Raw genomic sequence first — 23,289 nt, forward strand, 5'->3', positions numbered from 1 at the left:
CCGCGGGGGCCGGCGGGAGGGGCGTAGCGCCGCCGGGGACGCACACCGTGTCATCGAGTGGAAGCGGGCTCCGGGAGGGGCGTACCCCACCCGGGATGCGCGCCACGGCGTCCGGCGGGGAGCGGGCTCCCGGCACGCTCGCGACGGTGGCGGGCTCCGCCACGGTCCCGGCTCAGGGGCCTCCCGCGGCAACCCATCCCACGGCACGTCGGACAAGCCCGGTCCAGGCGGGGCCGGCCGCGGGCGGCGCCCCCGGAGGAGGCGGGCTCGGCCCGCGACGGCCCGCCCGGGTCAGTCCCGCCGTGAGGTCCGCACGACGGTGAGGACCGCGCCCTCGGGGTCGGCCACCGTCGCCTGCCGTCCGCTCGTGCCCGCGTGCGGTTCACGCACGACGTGGCCGCCCAGATCCACCACCGTGGCCGCGATCGCGTCGGGGTCCTCGACCTCGAAGTAGGTCATCCAGTGCGAGCCCCTGTCCCGCGGCAGCGCGGGGCCCACCCCGTGGACCGAGGCCACCGGGCGGTCGTCCAGGCGCAGTGTCAACCGGTCGGAGCCGGCCGGGAGCGCGGGCGCGAGGTCGTAGCCGAAGACCGACTCGTAGAACTTGCCGACCGCCGACGTCTCCCGTGTCATCAGCTCGTTCCACACGGGTGTGCCGTGGGTGCCGAAGAGAGCGGTGCCCGTGTGCGCCGCGGCCTGCCAGGCGCCGAAGACCGCGCCCTCCGGGTCGGCGGCGATGACGAGTCGTCCCGCGTCCGCCGCGTCGAGCGGTCCGACCCCGATCGTGCCGCCGCACATCCTGATCTGCTCGGCGGTCTCGTCGACGTCGTCCGAGGCCATGTACGGCGTCCACGCGATCGGCAGATGGCGGTCCGCCGGGAGCCGGCCGATGCCGGCCACCTCCTTGCCGTCGAGCAGCGCCCGGACGTACGGGCCGAGTTGCTGCGGCCCGGGGAGGAAATCCCAGCCGAACAGCTCCCGGTAGAAGTCCTGCGTCGCATCGAGTCCGTGCACCATGAGGCTCACCCAGCAGGGCTCGCCGGGTCTGCGCCGAGTCGCCTCGGTCGTCATCGTCACTCTCTCCTCGGACCATCGTCGTCGTGGCCGTGCGGGGGACCGGCGGCCGTCGTGGGGGACGGCCCTCACCCCGTGCAGATGCTCGCACCACCGGGCGTGCCGCGCGGCACGGCCGCGCCGCTGCTCCCGGGGATCCCCCGGGGAAGGATGCCCGTTCCCGCATCTTCCATCCTCGGTGCGGCCATTGACGTCGCTGCCGGGGGCCCGGCGGGCCCTTGCGCGAAGATGGCGTCATGAAGCCCATCATCACCGCTACCGAACTCGCCGGCGAGTCAGCCGGTCAGCGGCCTCCGGTGCTGCTCGACGTCCGCTGGCAGCTCACCTCGGCCAAGGCCGCCGGTGCCGCACCCTTCGACGGCCGGGCCGCCTACGACGCCGGTCACATCCCCGGGGCCGTGTACGTCGACCTCGACTCCGAACTGGCGGGACCGCCCGGGCGGGGCGGGCGGCATCCGCTGCCGGACATGGAGACCTTCGGCGCGGCGATGCGCCGCGCGGGCGTGTCGGGTGGTGCCCCGGTCGTCGTCTACGACGGGGGACAGGGCTGGGGCGCGGCGCGGGCGTGGTGGCTGCTGCGTTGGGCGGGACACCCGGACGTCCGTGTCCTGGACGGGGGTCTCGCGGCATGGGACGGTCCGTTGAGCACGGACGATCCTCCCGCGGCACCGGGAGACTTCACGCCCGTGCCCGGCGGCCTGCCGCTGCTCGACGCGGACGGTGCGGCGGCCCTCGCCCGGTCCGGACTCCTGCTGGACGCCCGGGCCGCCGAGCGCTACCGGGGCGACGTCGAGCCGATCGACCCCGTCGGCGGGCACATCCCCGGCGCGGTCTCGGCTCCGACCACGGAGAACGTCTCGGAGGGCGCCACCACCTTCCTCTCCCGCGAGGAACTGGCCGCCCGCTTCAAGCGACTGGGCGCCGCGGACGCCCCCGAGGTGGGTGTCTACTGCGGCTCCGGGGTCTCCGGCGCCCACGAGGTCCTGGCTCTGGCGATCGCCGGGATCCCGGCGGCGCTCTATGCCGGTTCCTGGTCTCAGTGGTGCTCCGACCCCACCCGGCCGGTCGCGACGGGCCCCGACCCGCAGTAGCGGGCAGGGGGCGGGACCGGCACCGGTGGCCCGGGCGAGGAGCTGTGTCCGACGCGTGGGTCCTCCCCTCGGTTCGCCCGGCCGAGGGAGGACCCGGGGCGCCGGATCGACCTCGTGGTGGGTCTGCTCGCTCGATCCGGCAAGGCCGCGAGCCGCCGTGCCGGGCGTCGCGACGGGGCGAGCGTCGCCCGGTGCGGCACCGGGGAGCGGCGGAGGGCCCGTAAGGGCACGGGGAGCGGAGGGCTCATACGGAAACCCGTGAGCCCTCCGCCGGTGATGGCCCGAAGGGGCTACTCCTGCTTCTTCCGGCGGGTGCCGAACACGATCTCGTCCCAGCTCGGCACCGCCGCGCGGCGGCCGGGGCGGACACCGTCGGCCTCGGCCTGCCGGTCCGTGGTTCCGGTGAGGCGATCGCGGTGGCCGGCGACCGAACGCGGCATCAGGACGTCCGCGTACGCCGAGCCGGCGCCGGCGGACGCCGCGGGGGCGGGGGGCTCCTCGACCCCGGGTTCCGGGACGGGCTCGACGGCCGGCGTCTCCGTGGCCGGCCGCTCCGGGACGACGAGGTCGCCGCGGAAGCTCGGGACCGCCTCCAGCAGGCTGGTCAGCGAGTCCCGCTCGGTCTCCTCGGCCTCGGGCTCCGGCGCCGGTAGCTGCGCGGGGCGGTCCGGGGCGCGGTCGAGCGGCCGGTCCCGGGGAAGCCGGGCGATGCGCGGGACGAAGGGGAAGCTCGGTTCATGGGCGACGCCGATGGCGTCGTCCGTCTCCCCGATCAGCGCCCGGGCCTCGTCGTCGACGGCCTGGACCAGCCGGCGCGGCGGGTCGTACGTCCAGCTCGCCGAGTGCGGTTCTCCCGCCACCCGGTAGACCAGCAGCACTTCCCAGGTGCCGTCGTCGCGCCGCCAGGAGTCCCACTGGACGGTGTCCTTCTCGGCACCCCGCAGCAGCAGGCGCTCCTGCACGGCCTCGCCGAGCTGCGGGCCGGTGTTCTCCCCGGGACGGCGAACGGGCGTCTTGCGCGCACGCTCCGCCATGAACGCGCGTTCCGCGAGGACGGGCCCCTCGAACCGGCGCACCCGTTCCACGGGAATGCCGGCGAGCTGGGCGACCTCCTCCGCGGATGCGCCCGCTCGTATACGCGCCTGGATATCGCGCGGGCGGAGGTGGCTCTCGACCTCGATCTCGATCTGGCCGAGGCGCGCGCGGTCGTTGCGGACGGCGGCGCGCAGCCGTTCATCAATCGGAAGCGTGTACTCCGTGCTGTCCGCAGCCTTCAGCACCAGTCGTGTGCCGTCGTTTGAGACGGCCACGACACGCAGTTCGGGCATGGGGACCTCCCGGGTGGTGCCTGCCGACGTCACGTGCGTCGCTGCTTCCGCTAGTCGAGTGTGGCCTGCCCGGGTGCAGCCTGCCACAACCTTGCCGAGTTGCCCGGCGTGTCGGGCACGGGCCCTGGATCGCCGTTATGGCACGGTTACCTGTTTGCAACGCTGGGTGACGAGCATCGCCACCCCTTACAGCAGGCGACCGCGCGGTGCCACGGCGCCGCCGGTTCGAGTGCCGCTTTCGGCCCCCTGTTCCCGGGGCCGCGCACCCGTGAGAGAGACCGGACCCAGGGCTCGTCACAGTACTCCATTCGGGCCATCGGGGTGGACCGGCGCGCCGCCGAACTTGTCGCGGAGGCCACAAGTTCCGTTCCTGTACCCCGGATTCGGGGGTGGCAAGCTTCACGGAATCCGCAGAATCGGAACCATTCGATTCGCCCATATGTCCCTTCCTGGTGCACGGTGGGACAGATGGGGAAGCAGAGGCCGGAGATGCATCACACGAGGGACGACGGTGCGGCGGAGCGGAAGGATCGGCGACTGGACCTGAGCGTTGCGCAGGTCGCGGGCAGTGCCCTCGCGGCGGTCGCGGCGGCGGTGCTCGCCTCTCGACTCGGCGTCTACGGAACGATCCTGGGCGCCGGAGTGATGAGCGTGGTGGCCACCTGCGGCGGCTCGATCTTTCAGCACCTGTTCCGGCGAACCGGCGAACAGATCCGCGACGTCACGCAGCAGGCCGGCTCCAAGGGGCGCCGGCCGCCCGCCGGTTCCCCGGAACCGGGGCCCTCCGCGTACGGGGAGCCGCCCGGTCACGGGGAGTTCGGCACGGCGACCACCCACGGCGCCCGCGCCCGCGGCCGGAAGCGGTGCCTGCTCGCCGCCGCCGTCGTCTTCGCCGTCGCGATGCTCGGCGTCACCGGGTACGAACTCGCGTCCGGCCGGGACCTCGGCGGCGGGCGGGGCACCACGGTGGGCACGGCCGTCCGCGGCGGAGCCGGCGACCCGGCCGGCGACCGGTCGCCTTCGCCCGCGGACCCCGGGGGAGACCGGGACGACGGGCGCCACACGCAGCGGGGCGGCGAGCCGGGCGGCGGCTCCGCGGACGGTGGTCCTGGCGGCCGCGGCGACGACAGTGGCGCGGACGTCCACCGCCCCGGTGCCGGTTCGGGGTCCGACCCGGGATCGGACGGTGGTGAAGGGGGCCGGCCGTCCCCCGGTCCCTCCGCCTCCCCCGACGAGGAGAGCCCGGCGGCGCCGCAGGACCACGCGTCCTCGGCGCCCGCGCCGGACGGGCCCACGCGAGGGACCGCGCCGGACGCCCCTTAGGGCAGGCGCCTGAGCCCGTCTAGGCGCCCAGCACCCGCCGCAGATGGTCGTTGCCGAACACCCGGTCGGGATCCAGCCGGTCGCGCAGCGCCAGGAACTCGCCGAACCGGGGGTACACGCTCTCTAGGTACTCCGCGTCGCGCGTGTGGATCTTGCCCCAGTGCGGCCGGCCGCCGTGCGCGGTCATGATCCGCTCCACCGCGGTGAAGTACGAGCGGTACGGCGTGCCCTTGTACATGTGCACGGCGATGTACGCGGTCTCGCGCCCGGACGCGGTGGACAGCGTGATGTCGTCGGCGGGTGCCGTCCGCACCTCCACGGGGAAGCTGATCCGGAGCGGTGATCGGTCGACCATGGCCCTCAACTCACGCAGCGCGGTGACCGCGGCCTCTCTCGGGAGGGCGTACTCCATCTCGACGAAGCGCACCCGGCGGGGACTTGTGAAGACCTTGTAAGGAATGTCCGTGTAGGTGCGAGCGGACAGCGCGCGGCTGGAGACCTTCGCGATCGCCGGAATCGTGGCCGGTATCGCACGCCCGAGTGAATTGACCACCTGGAACAGCCCGTTGGAGAGGAGCTCGTCCTCGATCCATCCGCTGACCGCTCCGGGCGGGGCGACGGGGCCGGAGCTGCGGTTGTTGCGTTTGGTGTTGCAGTTGCCCGTGTGGGGGAACCAGTAGAACTCGAAGTGCTCGTTCTCCGCGTGCAACTCGTCGAACTCCGACGTCACCCGGTCGAAGGACATCGGTTCCTCGCGGGCCGTCAACAGGAACATCGGCTCGACGGCGAGGGTGACCGCGCTGATCACGCCCAGTGCGCCGAGTCCGATCCTGGCCGCGGCGAAGAGCTCGCGCTCCTCGTCGGTGCCCTTCTCGGAGCAGGTCATCACCGAACCGTCCGCCGTGATCAGCTCGATCGCCCGGATCTGCGCGGCGATCGAGGCGGAGTCACGGCCGGTGCCGTGCGTTCCGGTGCTCGTGGCGCCCGCGACCGTCTGCTCCATGATGTCGCCCATGTTCGTGAGCGACAGGTCCTCGCGGGCGAGCGCGGCGTTGAGCCGCTTCAGCGGGGTGCCGGCCTCGACGGTCACCGTCATCGCCGTGCGGTCGATCTCCCGGATGCCCGTGAGCAGATCGGGCCGTACCAGCACGCCGTCCGTCGCGGCGATCGCGGTGAACGAGTGGCCGGTGCCGACCGTCTTCACCCGCAGACCGTCCTCCGCGGCGCGGCGCACCGCCTCGGCCAGCTCCCCCGCCGAGGCCGGAGTGACCTCCCGCAGCGGACGGGCGGCCACCGTGCCCGCCCAGTTACGCCACGCGTTCCCCGTCGTGGTCCTGGATGTGCTCGTCATCCCGCCCCTCCCGCGTCGGCACCGGCCTGCTCAGCCGGCGGTACCCCGAGAACGCGACCACGACCGCGAGCACTCCCGCCACCGCGGGCACCGCGTACGCGGCACCGGCCCCGTACTCGTCCACCACCCATCCTGAGGCCGACAAGCCGAGCGAGACGCCGACCGCGAGCCCGGTACCGGTCCAGGTCATGCCCTCGGTCAGCTTGGTGCGCGGTACGTGCGCTTCGACGAGGGCCATGGTCGTCACCATGGTGGGCGCGATGGCCAGGCCCGCGACAAAGAGCGCCACGGCCAGGACCACCAAGTTCCCGGCCAGTTGGAGGGGGATCATACTCACGGCCATCGCGCACACGCCCAGTACCCATCTGCGGGCCGGCTCGCCCTTCAGGTGCAGCAGGCCGAAAACCGCTCCGGCCAGGCAGGAGCCCAGCGCGTACACCGCCAGGACCAGGCTGGCGGCGGCCTTGCTGCCCTGCTCCTCGGCGAAGGCCACCGTCACCACGTCGATCGAGCCGAAGATGGCGCCCGTCGCGACGAAGGTCACGACCAGCACCCGCAGGCCGGGGGAGCGCAGCGCGGAACCGCCGCTGTCGGACGTGCGCGGGTGCGGCACGGGCTCGGTCGCGCGCTGCGCCGTGAGCCAGAGCACGCCGACCACCAGGAAGGCGGCGGCCAGCAGCGGGCCCGCCTCCGGGAACCAGACCGTGGACAGCCCGATGGAGATGATCGGGCCGACGATGAAGCACACCTCGTCGGCGATCGACTCGAAGGCGTAAGCGGTGTGCAGCTCGCGGGGCGAACCGTGGTAGATCGCCGCCCAGCGCGACCGCGTCATCGCGCCGACGGCCGGGATGCAGCCGGCGCAGGCGGTGAACGCGAACAGCATCCAGTTCGGCGCCCCCTGCCGGGCGCAGACCAGCAGTCCCCCCACCGCGGCGACCGAGATCAGCAGGGCGGGGCGCAGCACCCTGCTCTGCCCGTGCCGGTCGACCAGCCGGGACACCTGGGGGCCGAGCACCGCCGCCGACAGCGCCAGGGCCGCGGAGAGCCAGCCTGCGAGGCTGTAGCGCCCCGTCAGCTGGGAGACCATGGCCACGATGCCGACGCCCATCATGGACAGCGGCATGCGCCCGAGGAAGCCCGCGGCGGAGAACGCCAGGGTGCCGGGAGCCGCGAATATGGCGCGATAGGGACTGGGCAAGACGGCGCTCCGTAAGGAATGTGAGTGGCCGGTACAGCTTACTGGTGAGGCAACCCTTACTCCAGTGCGACTTCTCCTCTGTCCGAGCCTGGTGGGAGGATCGCACCATGGCCGAACAGCACGATCCCGCCCCGCTCGACCCAGCCCCCTACGACGCCCTGCTGTTGCTCTCCTTCGGCGGTCCCGAAGGACCGGACGACGTCGTCCCGTTCCTGGAGAACGTGACGCGCGGCCGCGGCATCCCCAGGGAACGCCTCGAGGAAGTCGGTCAGCACTACTTCCTCTTCGGCGGGGTCAGCCCGATCAACGACCAGAACCGGGCCCTGCTGGACGCGCTCCGCAAGGACTTCGCCGCCGCCGGCCTCGATCTGCCGGTCCACTGGGGAAACCGGAACTGGGCGCCGTATCTGACGGACACCCTCCGCGAGATGGTCCTCGACGGGCGCCGCCGGGTGGCCGTGCTCGCCACCAGCGCGTACGCCTCGTACTCGGGCTGCCGGCAGTACCGGGAGAACCTCGCGGACGCGCTCGCCGCGCTGGAGGCGGAGGGGCTGCCGCTGCCACGCGTCGACAAGCTGAGGCACTACTTCAACCACCCCGGTTTCATCGCCCCGATGGTGGAGGGCGTACTCGCGTCGCTCGCCGACCTGCCCGAGGACGTGCGGGCGGGCGCGCACCTGGCGTTCACCACCCACTCGATCCCGGACGCTGCCGCGGACAGCTCGGGTCCGGTCGCCGAGCACGGCGACGGCGGGGCGTACGTGAGGCAGCACCTCGACGTGGCGCGGGTGATCGTCGACGCGATCAGGGAGGAGACCGGCACCGACCACCCCTGGCGTCTCGTGTACCAGTCGCGCAGCGGCGCCCCGCACATCCCCTGGCTGGAGCCGGACATCTGCGACCACCTGGAGGAGCTGCACGGCAACGGTGCCCCGGCGGCCGTGATGGTGCCGATCGGCTTCGTGTCGGACCACATGGAGGTCCTGTACGACCTGGACACGGAGGCCACCGCCAAGGCCGCGGAACTGGGTTTCCCGGTCCGTCGGTCGGCGACGGTCGGGGCGGACCCGCGTTTCGCGGCGGCGGTCCGCGACCTGCTCCTGGAGCGTGCGGCGACCGAGCGGGGGAAGGCGGTGGAGCGGTGCGCGCTCGGCGCTCTCGGTCCGTCCCACGACCTCTGCCCGATCGGTTGCTGCCCCGCGAGGTCGGAGCGCCCGGCGGCGGCCGGCGCGGACAGCCCGTACGCCTAGGTCGGCGGGGCGAACGTCGCCTGACGCGGCACCGGAGCGTGCCGAGCCCGGACGTACGGTCGAAGGAGCCGCCGTACGGACGGAAGGGGGCGCGGTCGTCGCCCGCACGTCCCGGCCCACGACACAGCCACGCACCCTGGGAGCAATTCCGTGACCGACCCCCTGCTCGACGAACTGCTGTCCCTCGCGCTGGAGGCCGCGCGCCGGGCGGGTGAGCTGCTGCGGGACGGCAGGCCCGACGACCTCGCCGTCGCCGCGACCAAGTCCAGCCCCATCGACGTCGTGACCGAGATGGACATCGCCGCCGAGAAGCTGATCACCGGCTTCCTCGCCGGTGCCCGGCCCGACGACGGCTTCCTCGGTGAGGAGGGGGCGTCCACGGAGGGGACGAGCGGTGTCCGCTGGGTCGTGGACCCGCTCGACGGCACCGTGAACTACCTCTACGGCCTGCCGACGTGGGCCGTCTCCATCGCGGCCGAGCGGGACGGAGAGACCGTCGTGGGCGTCGTGGAGGTGCCGATGCGCGGCGAGACGTACCGGGCCGTGCGCGGGGGCGGCGCCTTCTGCGGCGACCGCCCGCTCCGGTGCCGCCCCGCACCGCCGCTGGACCAGGCACTGGTCTCGACGGGGTTCAACTACGTCGAGTCCGTGCGCCGCCACCAGGCGGAAGTGGCACGGCAGCTGATCCCGCGGTTCCGCGACATCCGGCGTGGCGGCTCGGCCGCGGTGGACCTCTGCGACGTCGCCGCCGGCCGTCTGGACGGCTACTACGAGCGGGGCCTCCACCCCTGGGACCTCGCGGCGGGCGATCTCGTCGCCCGCGAGGCGGGGGCCCTCACCGGGTCCCGCCCGGGCGAACCCCCGAACCGCGATCTGGCCGTCGCGGCGTCGCCCGGTGTCTTCACCCCGCTCCAGCGCCTGCTCGACGAGCTGGGCGCCTGGCACGACTGAGCCGCTCCGGACGGCCGCCCGCGGCGCCGGCTCGGGTCCGCACATGCGTGGGGGCCCGATGCCGTCCCACGGCACCGGGCCCCCACGGGCCGGTCAGGCGCTGACGGCGCCGAACTTCACGCCGTGCTCCGCCGCGAGACGGTGCAGGTCCTCCAGCTCGGCCTGCTCGACCTCCGCCAGGAAGTCGTCGCCGTCCTCACGGGCCCGCGTGAGGTCGGTCTCCGTGGCCTTGATGCGCTGCAGAAGACCTGCGGTGAATGCGTCCATGGTCGCGCCCCCTCGTCGTGGGTCGGTGGCGGGTGGTGGATCACGCGCACCCTCTGGGGGACAGAGAGACGGGGTGTGGCATGCCACATACACGGCGTGATCGCGGGGTGTGCAGTCGTCCTCCCCACGGCCATTCCCGGGGAAACCTCAACTCCACCGGGAACCGCGTGAATTCCCGGTGCGCTGCCGGTGCCCACGGGATGCGCCTTCTCCGTCTTACGGCCGGTTTACGCGCGTAAGGGGCAGGATGGAGACACAACGAACCATCATTCGACCACCGACCTGCCCGAGGTCGCCGCCGACCTGTCCCGGTCACGGTACCGGGCGGTCACACAGGAAGGACCAGCCCCGTGCGCGTACTCGTCGTCGAGGACGAGCAGCTGCTCGCCGATGCGGTGGCCACCGGACTGCGCCGGGAGGCCATGGCGGTCGACGTCGTGTACGACGGCGCCGCCGCCCTCGAACGCATCGGCGTCAACGACTACGACGTGGTCGTCCTCGACCGCGACCTCCCCTTCGTCCACGGCGACGACGTCTGCCGCAAGATTGTCGAACTCGGCATGCCCACGCGCGTCCTGATGCTGACCGCCTCCGGCGACGTCAGCGACCGTGTGGAGGGGCTGGAGCTCGGGGCTGACGACTACCTGCCCAAGCCCTTCGCGTTCACCGAGCTCACCGCACGGGTGCGCGCGCTGGGCCGGCGCACGACCGTGCCGCTGCCGCCCGTCCTGGAGCGTGCCGGGATCAAGCTGGACCCCAACCGGCGCGAGGTGTTCCGCGAGGGCCGGGAGATCCAGCTCGCCCCCAAGGAGTTCGCCGTGCTGGAGGTCCTCATGCGCAGCGAGGGCGCGGTCGTCTCGGCCGAACAGCTGCTCGAGAAGGCGTGGGACGAGAACACGGACCCGTTCACCAACGTCGTCCGGGTCACCGTCATGACCCTGCGCCGCAAGCTCGGGGAGCCCCCGGTGATCGTCACCGTCCCGGGCTCCGGCTACCGGATCTGAGCGTGGCGACGGCACCCGCGCCCCCCACGGCGCCCCCCAAGCCCACCTGGGACCCGAGAGAGCCCGTCGGGCCGCTGCTGCGCCCCACCATCCGGATAAGGCTCACCCTGCTGTACGGCGGGATGTTCCTGATCGCGGGCATCCTGCTGCTGTCGATCATCTATCTGCTGACGGCGCAGGCGCTGCACGACGGCATCCGCCAGTCCGTCGAGGTCGGCGCGGCGCCGGGCGCGAACGTCACCATCACCAGCCCCACGTGCCCCCGCATCAACGACCTGGTCGACAACGGCCAGCGGAACGCGGCGCTGAAACTGTGCATCGCCGAGCAGCGGCAGCACGCCCTCGACGAGCTCCTGACCCGCTCGCTCTTCGCGCTCCTCGGCCTCAGCGTGATCGCGTTCGCCTTCGGCTACGCCATGGCCGGCCGCGTCCTGTCCCCGCTCGGCAAGATCACCCGCACCGCCCGCCGGGTCGTCGGCACGGACCTCTCCCGGCGGATCGAGCTGGAGGGCCCGGACGACGAGCTGAAGGAGCTCGCGGACACGTTCGACGAAATGCTGGAGCGGCTGGAGAGGGCCTTCTCCGCACAGCAGCGGTTCGTCGCCAACGCCTCGCACGAGCTGCGCACGCCCCTGGCGATCAACCGGACCCTGCTGGAGGTGCACCTCTCCGATCCCGGTGCCCCGCCCGAGCTGCAGCAGCTCGGGAAGACCCTGCTCGCCACCAACGAACGGAGCGAGCAGCTGGTGGAGGGGCTGCTGCTGCTCGCCCGCAGTGAGAACCAGATCGTGGAGCGAAAGCCCGTCGACCTGGCCGAGGTCGCCGGCCGTGCCGTGGACCAGACGAGGGCGGAGGCGGAGGCCAAGGGCGTCGAGATCCGAGGGGAGCGAGCCCCCGCGGTACTCCAGGGCAACGGCGTGCTGCTGGAGCGGATCGCCCTGAACCTCGTGCAGAACGCGGTGCGGTACAACATCGCGGACGGCGGCTGGGTCGAGGTCACCACCGAGGTCCGGCACGGCCAGGCGGTGCTGGTGGTGACGAACACCGGGCCGGTGGTGCCCGCGTACGAGATCGACAATCTCTTCGAGCCATTCCGGAGGCTCCGCCAGGAGCGCACCGGCAGTGACAGGGGGGTCGGACTTGGCCTGTCGATCGCGCGGTCCGTCGCGAGGGCCCACGGTGGCCGTATCATCGCGGAGCCGCGCGAGGGCGGCGGTCTCGTCATGCGCGTCACCCTGCCGCTCTGAGCGACATGCTCCAGGGCCGCGGATGACACCGAAGGGCCGCCGAGGGAAACGCCTCTGTTCGCTTTACGCGGAATTTTCGGGACCCGCACCCGGAGATTCGCTGTGTGATCGATCACAGAGACGAATTTCCCGCCATGTACTCTCCGTCGTCAAAGATCCTGTGGAACGCCGGGAACGTCCGGGTTTCCGGGGGTCGGAATGACGGGAAGTACACGGGGTGGCGCCCGTGAAGTGCGACATTAGGACCGTGTACGGTCCTGATCGCCATCCAAGCTGATCACTCATGAGGGGTCGGGTTGGGTGTCGATTGAGTAACAGACCTTGATGTGAGGCAAAATCTCCGCCTCAGGTCGGGCACAAGTCCGGCCTCTCACGCGTTACGTGCGCTGGAGACACCGCAAACACCCAGAGGGGGAGAGCGACATGGCTACGGATTACGACACCCCACGCAAGACCGACGACGACATCGATTCCGACAGCCTCGAAGAGCTGAAGGCGCGCCGGAACGACAAGACGACCTCCACGGTCGACGTCGACGAGTTCGAGGCCGCAGAAGGCCTGGAGCTGCCCGGAGCCGACCTCTCGAACGAGGAGCTGGCCGTCCGGGTGCTGCCCAAGCAGGCGGACGAGTTCACCTGCATGAGCTGCTTCCTGGTCCACCACCGCAGCCAGCTGGCCCGCGAGAAGAACGGCCAGCCGATCTGCCGCGACTGCGACTGAGGTCCGGTCGGCCGTGGCAGGCGACAAACCGGCGGACCGGCCGGCGAAGCGGCGCTTCCGCCGGAAGGGCCCCCCGGACGCACATCCGGGCGGTACCGGCCCGTGGGACGGCGAGAAGCCGTCGGACGGGCGGGACGAGGCTGCCCCACTGCCCTCTCCCGGTGCGCGAGACGACGAGCGAGGCCTGCCGGCCTCGCTCGAGGCCGCCACTCAGGCGGGGCCCCCGACCAGGGCCCGGCGCCTGGACGCCGTCAGGCAGGGAGTCCGCAGGAGCGGGGCGGCCGCCATGACCGGCGTGCGCAAGAGCGGCGACGCCGCGAAGGTCGCGCTGGGCTTCGTCGCCGACCGGCTCATCGAGTACGCGCCGCGGATTCCCGTCCGCGATCTCACCACCCTGCGGGCACAGTTCCCGGGCCTCGGCCCGGAGCAGATCGCGGACAAACTGATCGCCGGTGCGGCGAACGGCACGTCGACCGTGGGTGCCGGGATCGGCGCGGCGGCCATGATGCCGGTGCCGCCCGCACTGCCGGCCGAGCTGGCGACGGAGATCATCGGCGTCGCGGCGATCGAGCTGAAGCTGATCGCCGAACTGCACGAGGTCTACGGTCAGCGCCCGCCCGGCAACCTCAAGGAGCGCTCCACCGCCTACCTGGCCAGCTGGTCGGAGGAGCGCGGCATCGACGTGTCCCAACCGTCGACGATCAACGCCGCGCTGGGCGGCCAGATGAAGCGCGAGCTCCGTCAGCAGATCATGAAGCGCACGGTGCGCAATCTGCCGAACCTGATGCCCTTCATGATCGGTGCCGCCGTCGGCGCCGTGATGAACCGGCGGGACACCAGGAAGCTGGCCGAGCGCATCCGCAAGGACCTGCGCGCCAGGCAGGTGCCCTGGGACGCGCTGCCCCCGCAGCCCCGGCTGGAACAGCCCGACGAGCTGCCGCACACCATCCCCGTCGAACTCCGCCGCGAACTCGACCGCTGATCTCCGCGCACGCGGGTCACGCGTCCGCGCCCGCGGGCACGCGCGCGAGCCGCACGGGACACCCGTACGCGGGCGTGCGGGGCCCTCCGAGGCCCGCGGAAGCGCCTCTCGTCCATCCCGGCCCGGCCGGATCTGCCCGGGCCCTGGGCCCCCTGCCGGATGCCGGCCGAAGCGACTTCCGGCCGGCCCGGCCTCCGTCGCCCCTCAGTGCTCCCCGACGGCCTCGAGCGCGGCGATCAGGCCCTCGGGGTCGCGCGTGGACAGATACAGGTACGGTGTCGGGTCCTCCGGGTCCGTGACCGGCACCCGCACCGCAGTAGGCACATAGCTGCGGAGCAGCATGAAGGCACGCGGATCCGCCTTGTACGAACGCCAGGCCCGGGCTTCCTCGGCATCCAGCGCCTCGGGCTCGCCGAGCGCCGGGACGGGGATCCGGGCGTCGCCCGCCACCAGCGAGTCCGCCACCACCCTGATCCGGGCGGAGCCGTACGAACTCACGCCGACCGCCGCCAGCGCGCCCGCCGCGATCAGCCCGCCCAGCATCGGCACCGTGCCCAGCGGAAGCAGGACCAGACCGCCCGAGACCGCCACCAGAACGGTGATCAGCCACCAGGAGCGGGGGACGGTGAGGCGCTCGTCGTAACGGGGTGCCGCGGGGGAGCCGGACGGTGTGGCGGAGGGCTGCATGAACCCAAGCTTGGCACGGCGCGACCAGCAGGTTGCCCCGCGGGTAAGGTCTGCGGCTGTGAGTACTGCACTGACCCCTCCCGCCGACGCCGCGGCGCCGGTACGGCACCCCGACGCGCCGGCTCCCGGTGAGCTTTTGGGCGCGCACTACGAGTACTGCTTCGGCTGCGGTGGCGGGCAGCCCCACGGGCTGCACCTGGAGGCGCGGGCCGGCGAGGGCGTCAGTCTCACCGCCGAGTTCACCGTGACCGCCGCCCACCAGGGAGCGCCGGGCCTCGCCCACGGAGGCGTCCTGGCCACCGCGCTCGACGAGACGCTCGGCTCGCTCAACTGGCTGCTGCGGGTGATCGCGGTGACCGGACGCCTGGAGACCGACTTCGTGCGTCCCGTTCCCGTGGACACGGTGCTGTTCCTGGAGGCCGAGGTCACCGCGGTCGCCGGCCGCAAGATCTACTCCCGGGCCACCGGCCGGATCGGCGGCCCGGAGGGCCCCGTCGCCGTCCGCGCCGAGGCCCTCTTCATCGAAGTCAAGGTCGACCACTTCATCGACAACGGCCGTCCGGAGGAGATCCAGGCGGCCATGGCCGACCCCGACCAGGTCAGGCGCGCCCGCGCCTTCGAGGTGAACCCCTGATGCGCGAACCCGTCGACGTACTCATCCGGCGTGTGGACCCGGAGGTGCCGATTCCGCGATACGGACATCCGGGCGACGCGGGTGTCGATCTGGTGACCACCCGGGCCGCCGAGCTGGCGCCGGGGGAGCGTGCCGTGCTGCCGACCGGGGTGTCCATCGCACTCCCGGACGGGTACGCGGCCTTCGTGCACCCGCGGTCCGGCCTGGCGGCCCGCTGCGGACTGGCTCTCGTGAATGCCCCGGGGACGGTGGATGCCGGGTACCGTGGGGAGATCAAGGTGATCGTGGTCAATCTGGACCCGCGCGAGAACGTGCGGTTCGAGCGGTTCGACCGGATTGCTCAACTGGTCGTCCAGCAGGTCGAGAAGGTGCGCTTCCACGAGGTGGCGGAGCTTCCCGGCTCGGCGCGGGCCGAGGGGGGCTTCGGGTCCACCGGCGGTCATGCCGCCGTGGACGGACCGGGCGGCTCACAGGGTGGGAATCGATACGCTTCGGTCGTATCCGACCGGGAAGGACAGTGACGTGTTCGGACGTCGCAAGAAGAGCAGTCCCGCTGGAGAAGCAGCGGACGTGGCGGGCGAGGCCGAGCAGGTCGTCGACGAGCTCGACACGGACGACTCGGCGGAGCAGGACCAGCCCCGCCGGGTGAACCTTCCGCCGGCGCCGCGGCCCGACGGCCCCTGGGACGTCTCCGAGGTCTCCCGGCCCGAGGAGGGCCGCGTGGACCTGGGCGGTCTCCATGTGCCCGGGGTCGAGGGCATGGAGCTGCGCGTGGAGGTCGCGGGGGACGCGATCGTGGCGGCCACCATCGTGCTGCGCGACAGCGCGATCCAGCTGCAGGCGTTCGCGGCTCCCAAGAAGGAAGGCATCTGGGGCGAGGTCCGGGAGGAGATCGCCTCCGGCATCACCCAGCAGGGCGGCGTCATCGACGAGGTCGAGGGCCCCTTGGGCTGGGAGCTCCGGGCCCAGGTCCCGGTCCAGCTGCCCGACGGCACCGGCGGCGTGCAGCTGGTTCGCTTCGTCGGTGTGGACGGGCCGCGCTGGTTCCTGCGCGGAGTGATCTCCGGGCAGGGCGCCGTGCAGCCGCAGGCCGCGGGCCTGCTGGAGCAGATCTTCCGGGACACGGTCGTGGTCCGCGGCGAGGGGCCGATGGCGCCCCGCGACCCGATCGTCCTGAAGCTGCCGAACGACGCGCAGATGGTGCCCGAGGGCGTCCAGCAGGAGGAGCAGGAGACGTCCCGCTTCTCCGGAGGCATGGGGCAGCTCCAGCGCGGTCCGGAGATCACCGAGGTGCGCTGAGGCGGAGTCCTCCACGGCGGCGGGCCGTGGAGGCGTGCGGTGGGCCGCATCCCGGGGCGGGGTGCGGCCCACCGCCGTGCAAGCTCCTTGCTCCCCGGGGCTGTTCCCGCCGGCACCGGTCCGTCGTTCCGGGGCGGGGGAGCCGGGGACGACGGACCGGCACCGGTGGGACGACGGGGGAGGGAAACCGCATGGCGGCCGGCAGCGGCGGGTCGCGGTCACCGGGCCCTCGCCGCCCGGCCGGCGTCGCTGATCGCCGACGGGCCGACCGGTCGGCTCGACGCCGAGAGCGGCCTCGCCGTCATGGAACTGCTGCGGACGGTCGTGCGCAGCGAGGGCGCCACGGCGCTGGTCGCCACCCACGACGCCCGGCTGCTGGGCCTCGCCGACCGGGTACCGGCCCTGGCGACGGCGAGATCGCCGAGGTCACCGCCAGGGCCCTCCCTGTCTGGAGCCAGGCGCATCAGAATCGCGTCAATACGTCCCAGGGCAGAGCGAGCGGCCCGCTATGTCGGATTTCCTGGATGTAGTTTCGGCAGGGCGTCCACGGCGGACGCAGCAGTCGGTGCCCGGCTGCCGGTGAAGGACAATGAGGCCATGGCGCGCGGCAAGCTACGGATCTATCTCGGGGCCGCACCGGGGGTGGGCAAGACCTACGCGATGCTCTCCGAAGCGCACCGGCGCGTCGAGCGGGGCACGGACTGCGTCGTCGGCTTCGTGGAGCACCACGACCGGCCGCGGACCGAGGTCATGCTGCACGGACTGGAGCAGGTCCCACGCGCCGAGATCGACTACCGGGACGCCGTCTTCACCGAGATGGACGTGGACGCCGTCCTGGCCCGCCGGCCCGCCGTCGCCCTGGTGGACGAACTGGCCCACACCAATGTGCCCGGCTCGCGCAACGCCAAGCGCTGGCAGGACGTCGAGGAACTCCTCGCCGCCGGCATCGACGTGATCTCCACCGTCAACATCCAGCACCTGGAGTCACTCGGCGACGTGGTCGGGTCGATAACCGGCGTGCGCCAGCGGGAGACCGTCCCCGACGAGGTCGTCCGCCGCGCCGACCAGATCGAGCTGGTCGACATGTCGCCCCAGGCCCTGCGCCGCCGCATGGCGCACGGCAACGTCTACAAGCCCGACAAGGTCGACGCGGCACTGTCCAACTACTTCCGCCCCGGCAACCTCACGGCCCTGCGCGAGCTCGCCCTGCTGTGGGTCGCCGACCGCGTCGACGAGTACCTCCAGCAGTACCGAGGCGAGCACGACATCCGCTCCACCTGGCAGGCCCGCGAGCGCATCGTCGTCGGCCTCACCGGGGGCCCCGAGGGGCGCACCCTGATCCGGCGCGCCGCCCGCCTCGCGGAGAAGGGCGCGGGCGGGGTCGTGCTGGCCGTCTACATCGCCCGCAGCGACGGACTGACCTCCGCCTCGCCCAAGGAACTCGCCGTCCAGCGAACGCTCGTGGAGGACCTGGGCGGCACCTTCCACCACGTCGTCGGCGACGACGTCCCCTCCGCGCTGCTGGAGTTCGCCCGTGGGGTCAACGCCACCCAGATCGTGCTCGGCTCCTCACGGCGCAAGACCTGGCAGTACGTCCTCGGCCCCGGTGTGGGCGCCACCGTCGCCCGGGAGTCGGGCCCCGACCTGGACGTCCACATCGTCACCCACGAGGAGGCCGCCAAGGGTCGCGGACTGCCCGCGGCCCGGCGCGCCAGGCTCAGTCGCGCACGCATCGTCGCGGGCTGGCTCGTCGGCGTCGCAGGCCCGGCGTTGCTGGCGCTGCTGCTCACGCACACCGACGCTGACCTCGGGCTGGCCAACGACATGCTGCTGTTCCTGTCGCTGACCGTGACCGCGGCACTGCTCGGCGGCCTGCTGCCGGCCCTCGCCTCCGCCGCCTTCGGCTCGCTGCTGCTGAACTACTTCTTCGCGCCGCCGCTGCACCTGTTCACGATCGCGGACCCGAAGAACATCGTCGCCATCGTGGTCTTCCTCGGGGTAGCCGTCGCCGTCGCCTCGGTCGTCGACCTCGCCGCCCGGCGGACCCAGCAGGCTGCCCGGCTGCGCGCGGAGTCGGAGATCCTTTCGTTCCTCGCGGGCAGTGTGCTGCGCGGCGAGACGGCCCTCGACGCCCTGCTCGAGCGGGTCCGTGAGACCTTCGGCATGGAGTCCGTGGCCCTGCTGGAACGCCAGAGCGACGTGGACCCCTGGACCTGCGCGGGCAGCGTCGGACCACGGCCCGTCGGCCGCCCCGAGGACGCCGACGTGGACATGCCCGTCGGCGAGAACATGGCCCTGGCGCTTTCCGGCCGCGTCCTGCCCGCCGAGGACCGGCGCGTGCTCGGCGCCTTCGCCGCCCAGGCCGCCGTCGTCCTCGAGCGGCAGCGGCTCGTCCACCGGGCCGAGGAGGGCCGCAAGCTCGCCGAGGGCAACCGTATCCGCACCGCGCTGCTCGCCGCCGTCAGCCACGACCTGCGCACCCCGCTCGCAGGCATCAAGGCGGCCGTCTCCTCGCTGCGCTCCGACGACGTCGAGTGGTCCGAGAACGACCGGGCCGAACTCCTCGCAGGCATCGAGGCCGGTGCCGACCGCCTGGACCACCTGGTCGGCAACCTGCTCGACATGTCCCGGCTCCAGACCGGCACCGTCACCCCGCTCATCCGCGGCATCGACCTCGACGAGGTCGTGCCCATGGCCCTCGTCGGTGTTCCGGAGGGCAGCGTCGAGCTGGACATTCCCGAGACCCTGCCGATGGTGCACATGGACAAGGGCCTGCTGGAGCGGGCCGTCGCCAACATCGTGGAGAACGCCGTCAAGTACAGCCCCGACGGCACCCCCGTCCTCGTCTCCGCGAGCGCCCACGGCGGCCGGGTCGAGGTCCGGGTAGTGGACCGGGGCCGCGGCGTCCCGGACGACGCCAAGGACGGCATCTTCGAGCCCTTCCAGCGCTACGGCGACGCACCGCGCGGCGCCGGGGTCGGGCTCGGCCTCGCCGTGGCCAGGGGCTTCGTCGAGGCGATGGACGGCACACTGACCGCGGAGGACACCCCCGGCGGCGGCCTGACGATGGTCCTCACCCTCCGGTCGGCCCCCGGCACCGCCGCGGCGGGCACCGGGACCCCCGCCACGCGGGTCGCCGGCTGACCCCGCAAAGCCAACCCCGGCGAACGGACGAGAGACGGAAGGAAGGCACTCATGACCCGAGTGCTCGTGGTCGACGACGAGCCGCAGATCGTACGCGCCCTCGTGATCAACCTGAAGGCGCGCAAGTACGAGGTCGACGCCGCCCCCGACGGTGCGACGGCCCTGCGGGTCGCCGCGGCGCGCCACCCCGATGTCGTCGTCCTCGACCTCGGGCTGCCCGACATGGACGGCGTCGAGGTGATCAAGGGCCTGCGGGGCTGGACCCGCGTGCCGATCCTGGTCCTCTCGGCCCGGCACACCTCCGACGAGAAGGTCGAGGCCCTCGACGCCGGTGCCGACGACTACGTCACCAAGCCGTTCGGCATGGACGAACTGCTGGCCCGCCTGCGTGCCGCGGTGCGCCGTGCCGAGCCGGCCGGCGGGGACGAGGACGAGATCGTGATCGTCGAGACCGAGGGCTTCACCGTCGATCTCGCGGCGAAGAAGGTCAACCGGGACGGCAGGGACGTCCGGCTCACCCCGACCGAGTGGCACCTCCTGGAGGTCCTCGTCCGCAGCACCGGCCGTCTCGTCAGCCAGAAGCAGCTGCTCCAGGAGGTGTGGGGGCCCTCGTACGGCACCGAGACGAACTACCTGCGGGTCTACATGGCCCAGCTGCGCCGCAAGCTGGAGGCCGATCCGTCGCACCCGCGGCACTTCGTCACCGAGCCGGGCATGGGCTACCGCTTCGAGCGCTGAGGGCCTCGGCCGCCGTACTCCCCGGGGTGCCGCGGCCAGGACCACCGGTTTCGGCCGGAGGACGCCCCGGCGATGGCTGCCACGCCGACCGCGCGGCGCCCGCCCCTGACCGGCCGCACCACACGCTCTTGACGGTGCCCGTACATCGCCCCGGTACGCTTTCACCATGAGTGCTGTACCTCGATCCGGGAACGCCGAGAAGCCGGCAGGCCGCTTCCGGCGGATGCTCGACCGTCTGTCCAGCTCCCAGCAGGAACTCGAGTCCGCGGAGCTCAAGGAGGACGCGCAGGCATCGGGTTGCACACCGATCTGCGACTGCGGCGACCGGCAGATCGTGAAGGTGACTGGTACCTTGCGCACGGTCACCCTGCGTCCGCGGGCCGGGGTCCCGGCCCTGGAGGCGGAACTCTTCGACGGCTCCGCGGCCCTGGACGTGGTGTGGCTGGGCCGGCGCTCCATCGTGGGCATAGAGCCGGGCCGCAAGATGATCGCCTCCGGCCGGATCTCCATGAGCCAGGGCCGGCGGGTGCTGTTCAATCCCAAATACGAGCTCCGACCGCTCGGACAGGAGTAGCCGGTGACGTCCCTCGACAAGCCGACCACGCAGGAACAGGACGACGACGGTCACGCCCGGCACGCCAAGGCCGTGACCGAAGCGGCCCTGTTCGAGGCCTTCGGCGGTATCCGGGGCACGGTCGAGACGGTCCTGCCCGGACTGCTCTTCGTCACGATCTACACGATCAACAAGGACCTGCACCTCTCGGCCATCGCGGCCCTCGGGCTGTCCCTGGTCCTCGTCGCCGTCCGGCTCGTCCGCCGGGACACCGTGAAGCACGCCTTCAGCGGAGTCTTCGGCGTGGCCTTCGGCGTCGTGTTCGCGATGATGACCGGCAACGCGAAGGACTTCTACCTGCCGGGCATGCTGTACACCCTGGGCCTCGCCCTCGCGTACATCATCACGACCCTGGCGGGCGTCCCCCTGATCGGCCTCATCCTCGGGCCGGTCTTCAAGGAGAACCTCTCCTGGCGGACCCGCAACCCCGGCCGCAAGAAGGCCTATGCCAAGGCCAGCTGGGCCTGGGGACTGATCCTGCTCGCCAAGTGCGCGATCCTCTTCCCGCTCTACTGGTGGGCGGACACGACCCAGCTCGGCTGGGTGCTGGTCGCGCTCAAGATCCCGCCGTTCCTGCTGGCGGTCTATCTGACCTGGGTGTTCCTGGCGAAGGCCCCGCCGCCCATCGACGTCTTCGCCGAGATGGAGGAGCAGGAGCGCGCCGAGGAGGCCCGCAAGGCGGCCGCGGCCCGCGAGGGCGAGGCGTAAGCGGCCCGGACGCACCCGGACCTCGCCTGCCGGCGCTCCCCGGGCGCCGGCAGCCGGAAGGCCGAGCGCCGGACTGACCGGGGATCCGGTCCCGTACGGCGCTCGGCCTTCCGCGGTCCGTGCGGAGTCAGCCCGTCGCCGTCGGGTCCTCACGGCGGACCGACAGCAGGTCCTCCAGCTGCTCCTCACGCGCCTGCGCGGCCACGAACAGGAGCTCGTCGCCCGGCTCCAAGGTCTCCTCGTCGTGCGGGGTGAGCACCCGGGGCCCCCGGATGATCGTCACCAGCGAGGTGTCCTCGGGCCAGGCCACATCGCCCACCTGCGTGCCGGCCAGCGCCGACTCCGGCGGAAGGGTCAACTCGACGAGGTTGGCGTCGCCGTGGCTGAAGCGGAGGAGCCGCACCAGGTCGCCGACGCTCACGGCCTCCTCGACCAGCGCCGACATCAGACGCGGCGTGGACACCGCGACATCGACGCCCCACGACTCGTTGAACAGCCACTCGTTCTTGGGGTTGTTCACCCGGGCCACCACGCGCGGCACGCCGTACTCGGTCTTCGCGAGCAGGGAGACGACGAGGTTCACCTTGTCGTCACCCGTCGCCGCGATCACCACGTTGCAGCGCTGCAGCGCCGCCTCGTCCAGTGACGTGATCTCACAGGCGTCGGCCAGCAGCCACTCCGCCTGCGGCACCCGCTCCACCGAGATGGCGGTGGGCGCCTTGTCGATCAGGAGGATCTCGTGCCCGTTCTCCAGCAGCTCTCCCGCGATGGAACGGCCCACCGCGCCGGCCCCGGCAATCGCCACCCGCATCAGTGACCGCCCCCCTCGGGACCCTGGGCGAACGCCGCCTCTACCTTCTCGATCTCGTCCGTGCGCATCATCACGTGCACCAGATCGCCTTCCTGCAGCACGGTCTGGGAGGTCGGCAGGACCGCCTCGCCCAGCCGGGTGAGGAACGCGACCCGCACGCCCGTCTCCTCCTGCAGCCGGCTGACCTTGTGGCCGATCCAGGCCGGGGAGGTGTGGACCTCGGCGAGCTGCACCGCGCCGCTCGGGTCCCGCCACAGCTCCTCCGCCCCGGAGGGCAGCAGCCGGCGGAGCATCTGGTCCGCGGTCCAGCGGACCGTCGCCACGGTGGGAATGCCCAGCCGCTGGTAGACCTCGGCGCGCCGAGGGTCGTAGATACGGGCCGCGACGTTCTCGATCCCGAACATCTCTCGGGCCACCCGCGCGGCGATGATGTTGGAGTTGTCACCGCTGCTGACCGCCGCGAAGGCGCCGGCCTCCTCGATGCCCGCCTCGCGGAGCGTGTCCTGGTCGAAGCCGACACCGGTGACCCGGCGCCCGCCGAACCCGGAGCCCAGACGACGGAAGGCGGTGGGGTCCTGATCGACGACGGCGACGGTGTGCCCCTGTTGCTCCAGGGTCTGCGCGAGCGCGGCTCCCACGCGCCCACAGCCCATGATCACGATGTGCACCTATCTACCCCGCAGTCCTGGTCATCCCGATGACCTGCGCAAACACCCTGCTCACTCTTCTCTCTCGGCTCTGCCGGGCAACGACGGGGCTCAGTGTGCGGTTGCCGCCCCAGACGAGCTTATGACGCACCACCCGCGTTGCCCTCATCCGCGGTACCGATACCGCCGGTAGACCCGGCGGCGTAGCACTCCGTGGCC

The 23,289-nt window shown here is 72.3% G+C and carries 23 protein-coding genes; 15 read left to right on the plus strand and 8 right to left on the minus strand.

What is annotated here, in order from left to right:
• Window positions 1–291: 291 nt before the first annotated feature.
• Window positions 292–1,071 carry a VOC family protein gene (locus tag AB0J10_RS07835; protein ID WP_363058929.1) on the minus strand — a complete coding sequence of 260 codons (780 nt, stop codon included), beginning with the start codon at window positions 1,069–1,071 and terminating at the stop codon, window positions 292–294.
• A gap of 239 nt (window positions 1,072–1,310) precedes the next feature.
• Between AB0J10_RS07835 and AB0J10_RS07840 the strand changes: the two genes are divergently transcribed.
• The gene (locus AB0J10_RS07840) at window positions 1,311–2,165 is read left to right on the plus strand and encodes a sulfurtransferase (RefSeq protein ID WP_363058931.1); all 855 of its coding nucleotides are present in this window, start codon (window positions 1,311–1,313) and stop codon (window positions 2,163–2,165) included.
• A 290-nt stretch (window positions 2,166–2,455) separates the two neighbouring features.
• Here the strand turns inward: AB0J10_RS07840 and sepH are convergent, their stop codons facing one another.
• Entirely contained in the window at window positions 2,456–3,526 is a 1,071-nt protein-coding gene (gene sepH, locus AB0J10_RS07845; protein WP_363058933.1) for a septation protein SepH, read from the minus strand.
• A gap of 435 nt (window positions 3,527–3,961) precedes the next feature.
• Here sepH and AB0J10_RS07850 point away from each other — a divergent pair, with 435 nt between their 5' ends.
• Window positions 3,962–4,816, plus strand: coding sequence for a hypothetical protein (locus AB0J10_RS07850; protein ID WP_363058935.1), 855 nt, complete (start codon window positions 3,962–3,964; stop codon window positions 4,814–4,816).
• Between the two features lie 19 nt (window positions 4,817–4,835).
• Here AB0J10_RS07850 and AB0J10_RS07855 read toward each other — a convergent pair whose 3' ends face one another.
• Both AB0J10_RS07855 and AB0J10_RS07860 read right to left on the minus strand, forming a co-directional pair.
• Window positions 4,836–6,167 carry a D-arabinono-1,4-lactone oxidase gene (locus tag AB0J10_RS07855; RefSeq protein ID WP_363058937.1) on the minus strand — a complete coding sequence of 444 codons (1,332 nt, stop codon included), beginning with the start codon at window positions 6,165–6,167 and terminating at the stop codon, window positions 4,836–4,838.
• Complete coding sequence (locus AB0J10_RS07860; RefSeq protein WP_363058939.1) at window positions 6,124–7,368, minus strand: MFS transporter; 1,245 nt, start codon at window positions 7,366–7,368, stop codon at window positions 6,124–6,126. The genes AB0J10_RS07855 and AB0J10_RS07860 overlap by 44 nt, the downstream gene beginning before the upstream one ends.
• 107 nt (window positions 7,369–7,475) lie before the next feature.
• Here AB0J10_RS07860 and AB0J10_RS07865 point away from each other — a divergent pair, with 107 nt between their 5' ends.
• Window positions 7,476–8,618 carry a ferrochelatase gene (locus AB0J10_RS07865; protein WP_363058941.1) on the plus strand — a complete coding sequence of 381 codons (1,143 nt, stop codon included), beginning with the start codon at window positions 7,476–7,478 and terminating at the stop codon, window positions 8,616–8,618.
• 150 nt (window positions 8,619–8,768) lie between these two features.
• On the plus strand, window positions 8,769–9,569 hold the full coding sequence (locus AB0J10_RS07870; protein WP_363058943.1) for an inositol monophosphatase family protein: 801 nt from the start codon (window positions 8,769–8,771) through the stop codon (window positions 9,567–9,569).
• 93 nt (window positions 9,570–9,662) lie between these two features.
• Here the strand turns inward: AB0J10_RS07870 and AB0J10_RS07875 are convergent, their stop codons facing one another.
• A complete protein-coding gene (locus tag AB0J10_RS07875) occupies window positions 9,663–9,836 on the minus strand; it encodes a hypothetical protein (RefSeq protein ID WP_171052881.1) in 174 nt (57 codons plus the stop codon).
• 350 nt (window positions 9,837–10,186) lie between these two features.
• Here AB0J10_RS07875 and AB0J10_RS07880 point away from each other — a divergent pair, with 350 nt between their 5' ends.
• The 4 genes from AB0J10_RS07880 to AB0J10_RS07895 all read left to right on the plus strand — a co-directional run bounded on the left by AB0J10_RS07880 (window position 10,187) and on the right by AB0J10_RS07895 (window position 13,789).
• Window positions 10,187–10,840 carry a response regulator transcription factor gene (locus tag AB0J10_RS07880; RefSeq protein ID WP_138052671.1) on the plus strand — a complete coding sequence of 218 codons (654 nt, stop codon included), beginning with the start codon at window positions 10,187–10,189 and terminating at the stop codon, window positions 10,838–10,840.
• Between the two features lie 2 nt (window positions 10,841–10,842).
• Entirely contained in the window at window positions 10,843–12,087 is a 1,245-nt protein-coding gene (locus AB0J10_RS07885; RefSeq protein ID WP_363058945.1) for a HAMP domain-containing sensor histidine kinase, read from the plus strand.
• Between the two features lie 423 nt (window positions 12,088–12,510).
• Entirely contained in the window at window positions 12,511–12,807 is a 297-nt protein-coding gene (locus tag AB0J10_RS07890; RefSeq protein ID WP_017946571.1) for a DUF4193 domain-containing protein, read from the plus strand.
• 13 nt (window positions 12,808–12,820) lie between these two features.
• On the plus strand, window positions 12,821–13,789 hold the full coding sequence (locus AB0J10_RS07895; protein ID WP_363058948.1) for a hypothetical protein: 969 nt from the start codon (window positions 12,821–12,823) through the stop codon (window positions 13,787–13,789).
• Window positions 13,790–13,993: 204 nt separating this feature from the next.
• Here AB0J10_RS07895 and AB0J10_RS07900 read toward each other — a convergent pair whose 3' ends face one another.
• Window positions 13,994–14,476 (minus strand): DUF3093 domain-containing protein, encoded by a 483-nt coding sequence (locus AB0J10_RS07900; RefSeq protein WP_363058950.1) that lies wholly within the window; start codon window positions 14,474–14,476, stop codon window positions 13,994–13,996.
• A gap of 58 nt (window positions 14,477–14,534) precedes the next feature.
• On the opposite strand from AB0J10_RS07900, the gene AB0J10_RS07905 reads away from it, so the two are divergent.
• From AB0J10_RS07905 to AB0J10_RS07935, 7 genes are all read left to right on the plus strand, one after another.
• On the plus strand, window positions 14,535–15,110 hold the full coding sequence (locus tag AB0J10_RS07905) for a PaaI family thioesterase (protein WP_269727984.1): 576 nt from the start codon (window positions 14,535–14,537) through the stop codon (window positions 15,108–15,110).
• On the plus strand, window positions 15,110–15,631 hold the full coding sequence (gene dut, locus AB0J10_RS07910) for a dUTP diphosphatase (RefSeq protein WP_363058952.1): 522 nt from the start codon (window positions 15,110–15,112) through the stop codon (window positions 15,629–15,631). Before AB0J10_RS07905 ends, dut begins: the two co-directional genes overlap by 1 nt.
• 1 nt (window position 15,632) lies before the next feature.
• Entirely contained in the window at window positions 15,633–16,409 is a 777-nt protein-coding gene (locus AB0J10_RS07915) for a DUF3710 domain-containing protein (RefSeq protein WP_363058954.1), read from the plus strand.
• A gap of 597 nt (window positions 16,410–17,006) precedes the next feature.
• Window positions 17,007–19,553 carry a sensor histidine kinase KdpD gene (locus AB0J10_RS07920; protein WP_363059403.1) on the plus strand — a complete coding sequence of 849 codons (2,547 nt, stop codon included), beginning with the start codon at window positions 17,007–17,009 and terminating at the stop codon, window positions 19,551–19,553.
• Between the two features lie 51 nt (window positions 19,554–19,604).
• Window positions 19,605–20,291, plus strand: coding sequence for a response regulator (locus tag AB0J10_RS07925; protein WP_363058956.1), 687 nt, complete (start codon window positions 19,605–19,607; stop codon window positions 20,289–20,291).
• Window positions 20,292–20,457: 166 nt separating this feature from the next.
• Window positions 20,458–20,865 (plus strand): OB-fold nucleic acid binding domain-containing protein, encoded by a 408-nt coding sequence (locus AB0J10_RS07930; RefSeq protein WP_138052662.1) that lies wholly within the window; start codon window positions 20,458–20,460, stop codon window positions 20,863–20,865.
• A 3-nt stretch (window positions 20,866–20,868) separates the two neighbouring features.
• Window positions 20,869–21,612, plus strand: a complete 744-nt coding sequence (locus tag AB0J10_RS07935; RefSeq protein ID WP_363058958.1) for a DUF3159 domain-containing protein — start codon at window positions 20,869–20,871, stop codon at window positions 21,610–21,612.
• Window positions 21,613–21,739: 127 nt separating this feature from the next.
• On the opposite strand, the gene AB0J10_RS07940 is transcribed toward AB0J10_RS07935, so the two are convergent.
• Together AB0J10_RS07940 and AB0J10_RS07945 are read right to left on the minus strand one after the other, a co-directional pair.
• Complete coding sequence (locus AB0J10_RS07940) at window positions 21,740–22,423, minus strand: TrkA family potassium uptake protein (RefSeq protein ID WP_363058960.1); 684 nt, start codon at window positions 22,421–22,423, stop codon at window positions 21,740–21,742.
• Entirely contained in the window at window positions 22,423–23,091 is a 669-nt protein-coding gene (locus tag AB0J10_RS07945) for a TrkA family potassium uptake protein (RefSeq protein ID WP_269727976.1), read from the minus strand. The genes AB0J10_RS07940 and AB0J10_RS07945 overlap by 1 nt, the downstream gene beginning before the upstream one ends.
• Window positions 23,092–23,289: the final 198 nt, after the last annotated feature.

Source organism: Streptomyces sp. NPDC049887 (genome assembly GCF_040656535.1).
GTDB lineage: Bacteria > Actinomycetota > Actinomycetes > Streptomycetales > Streptomycetaceae > Streptomyces.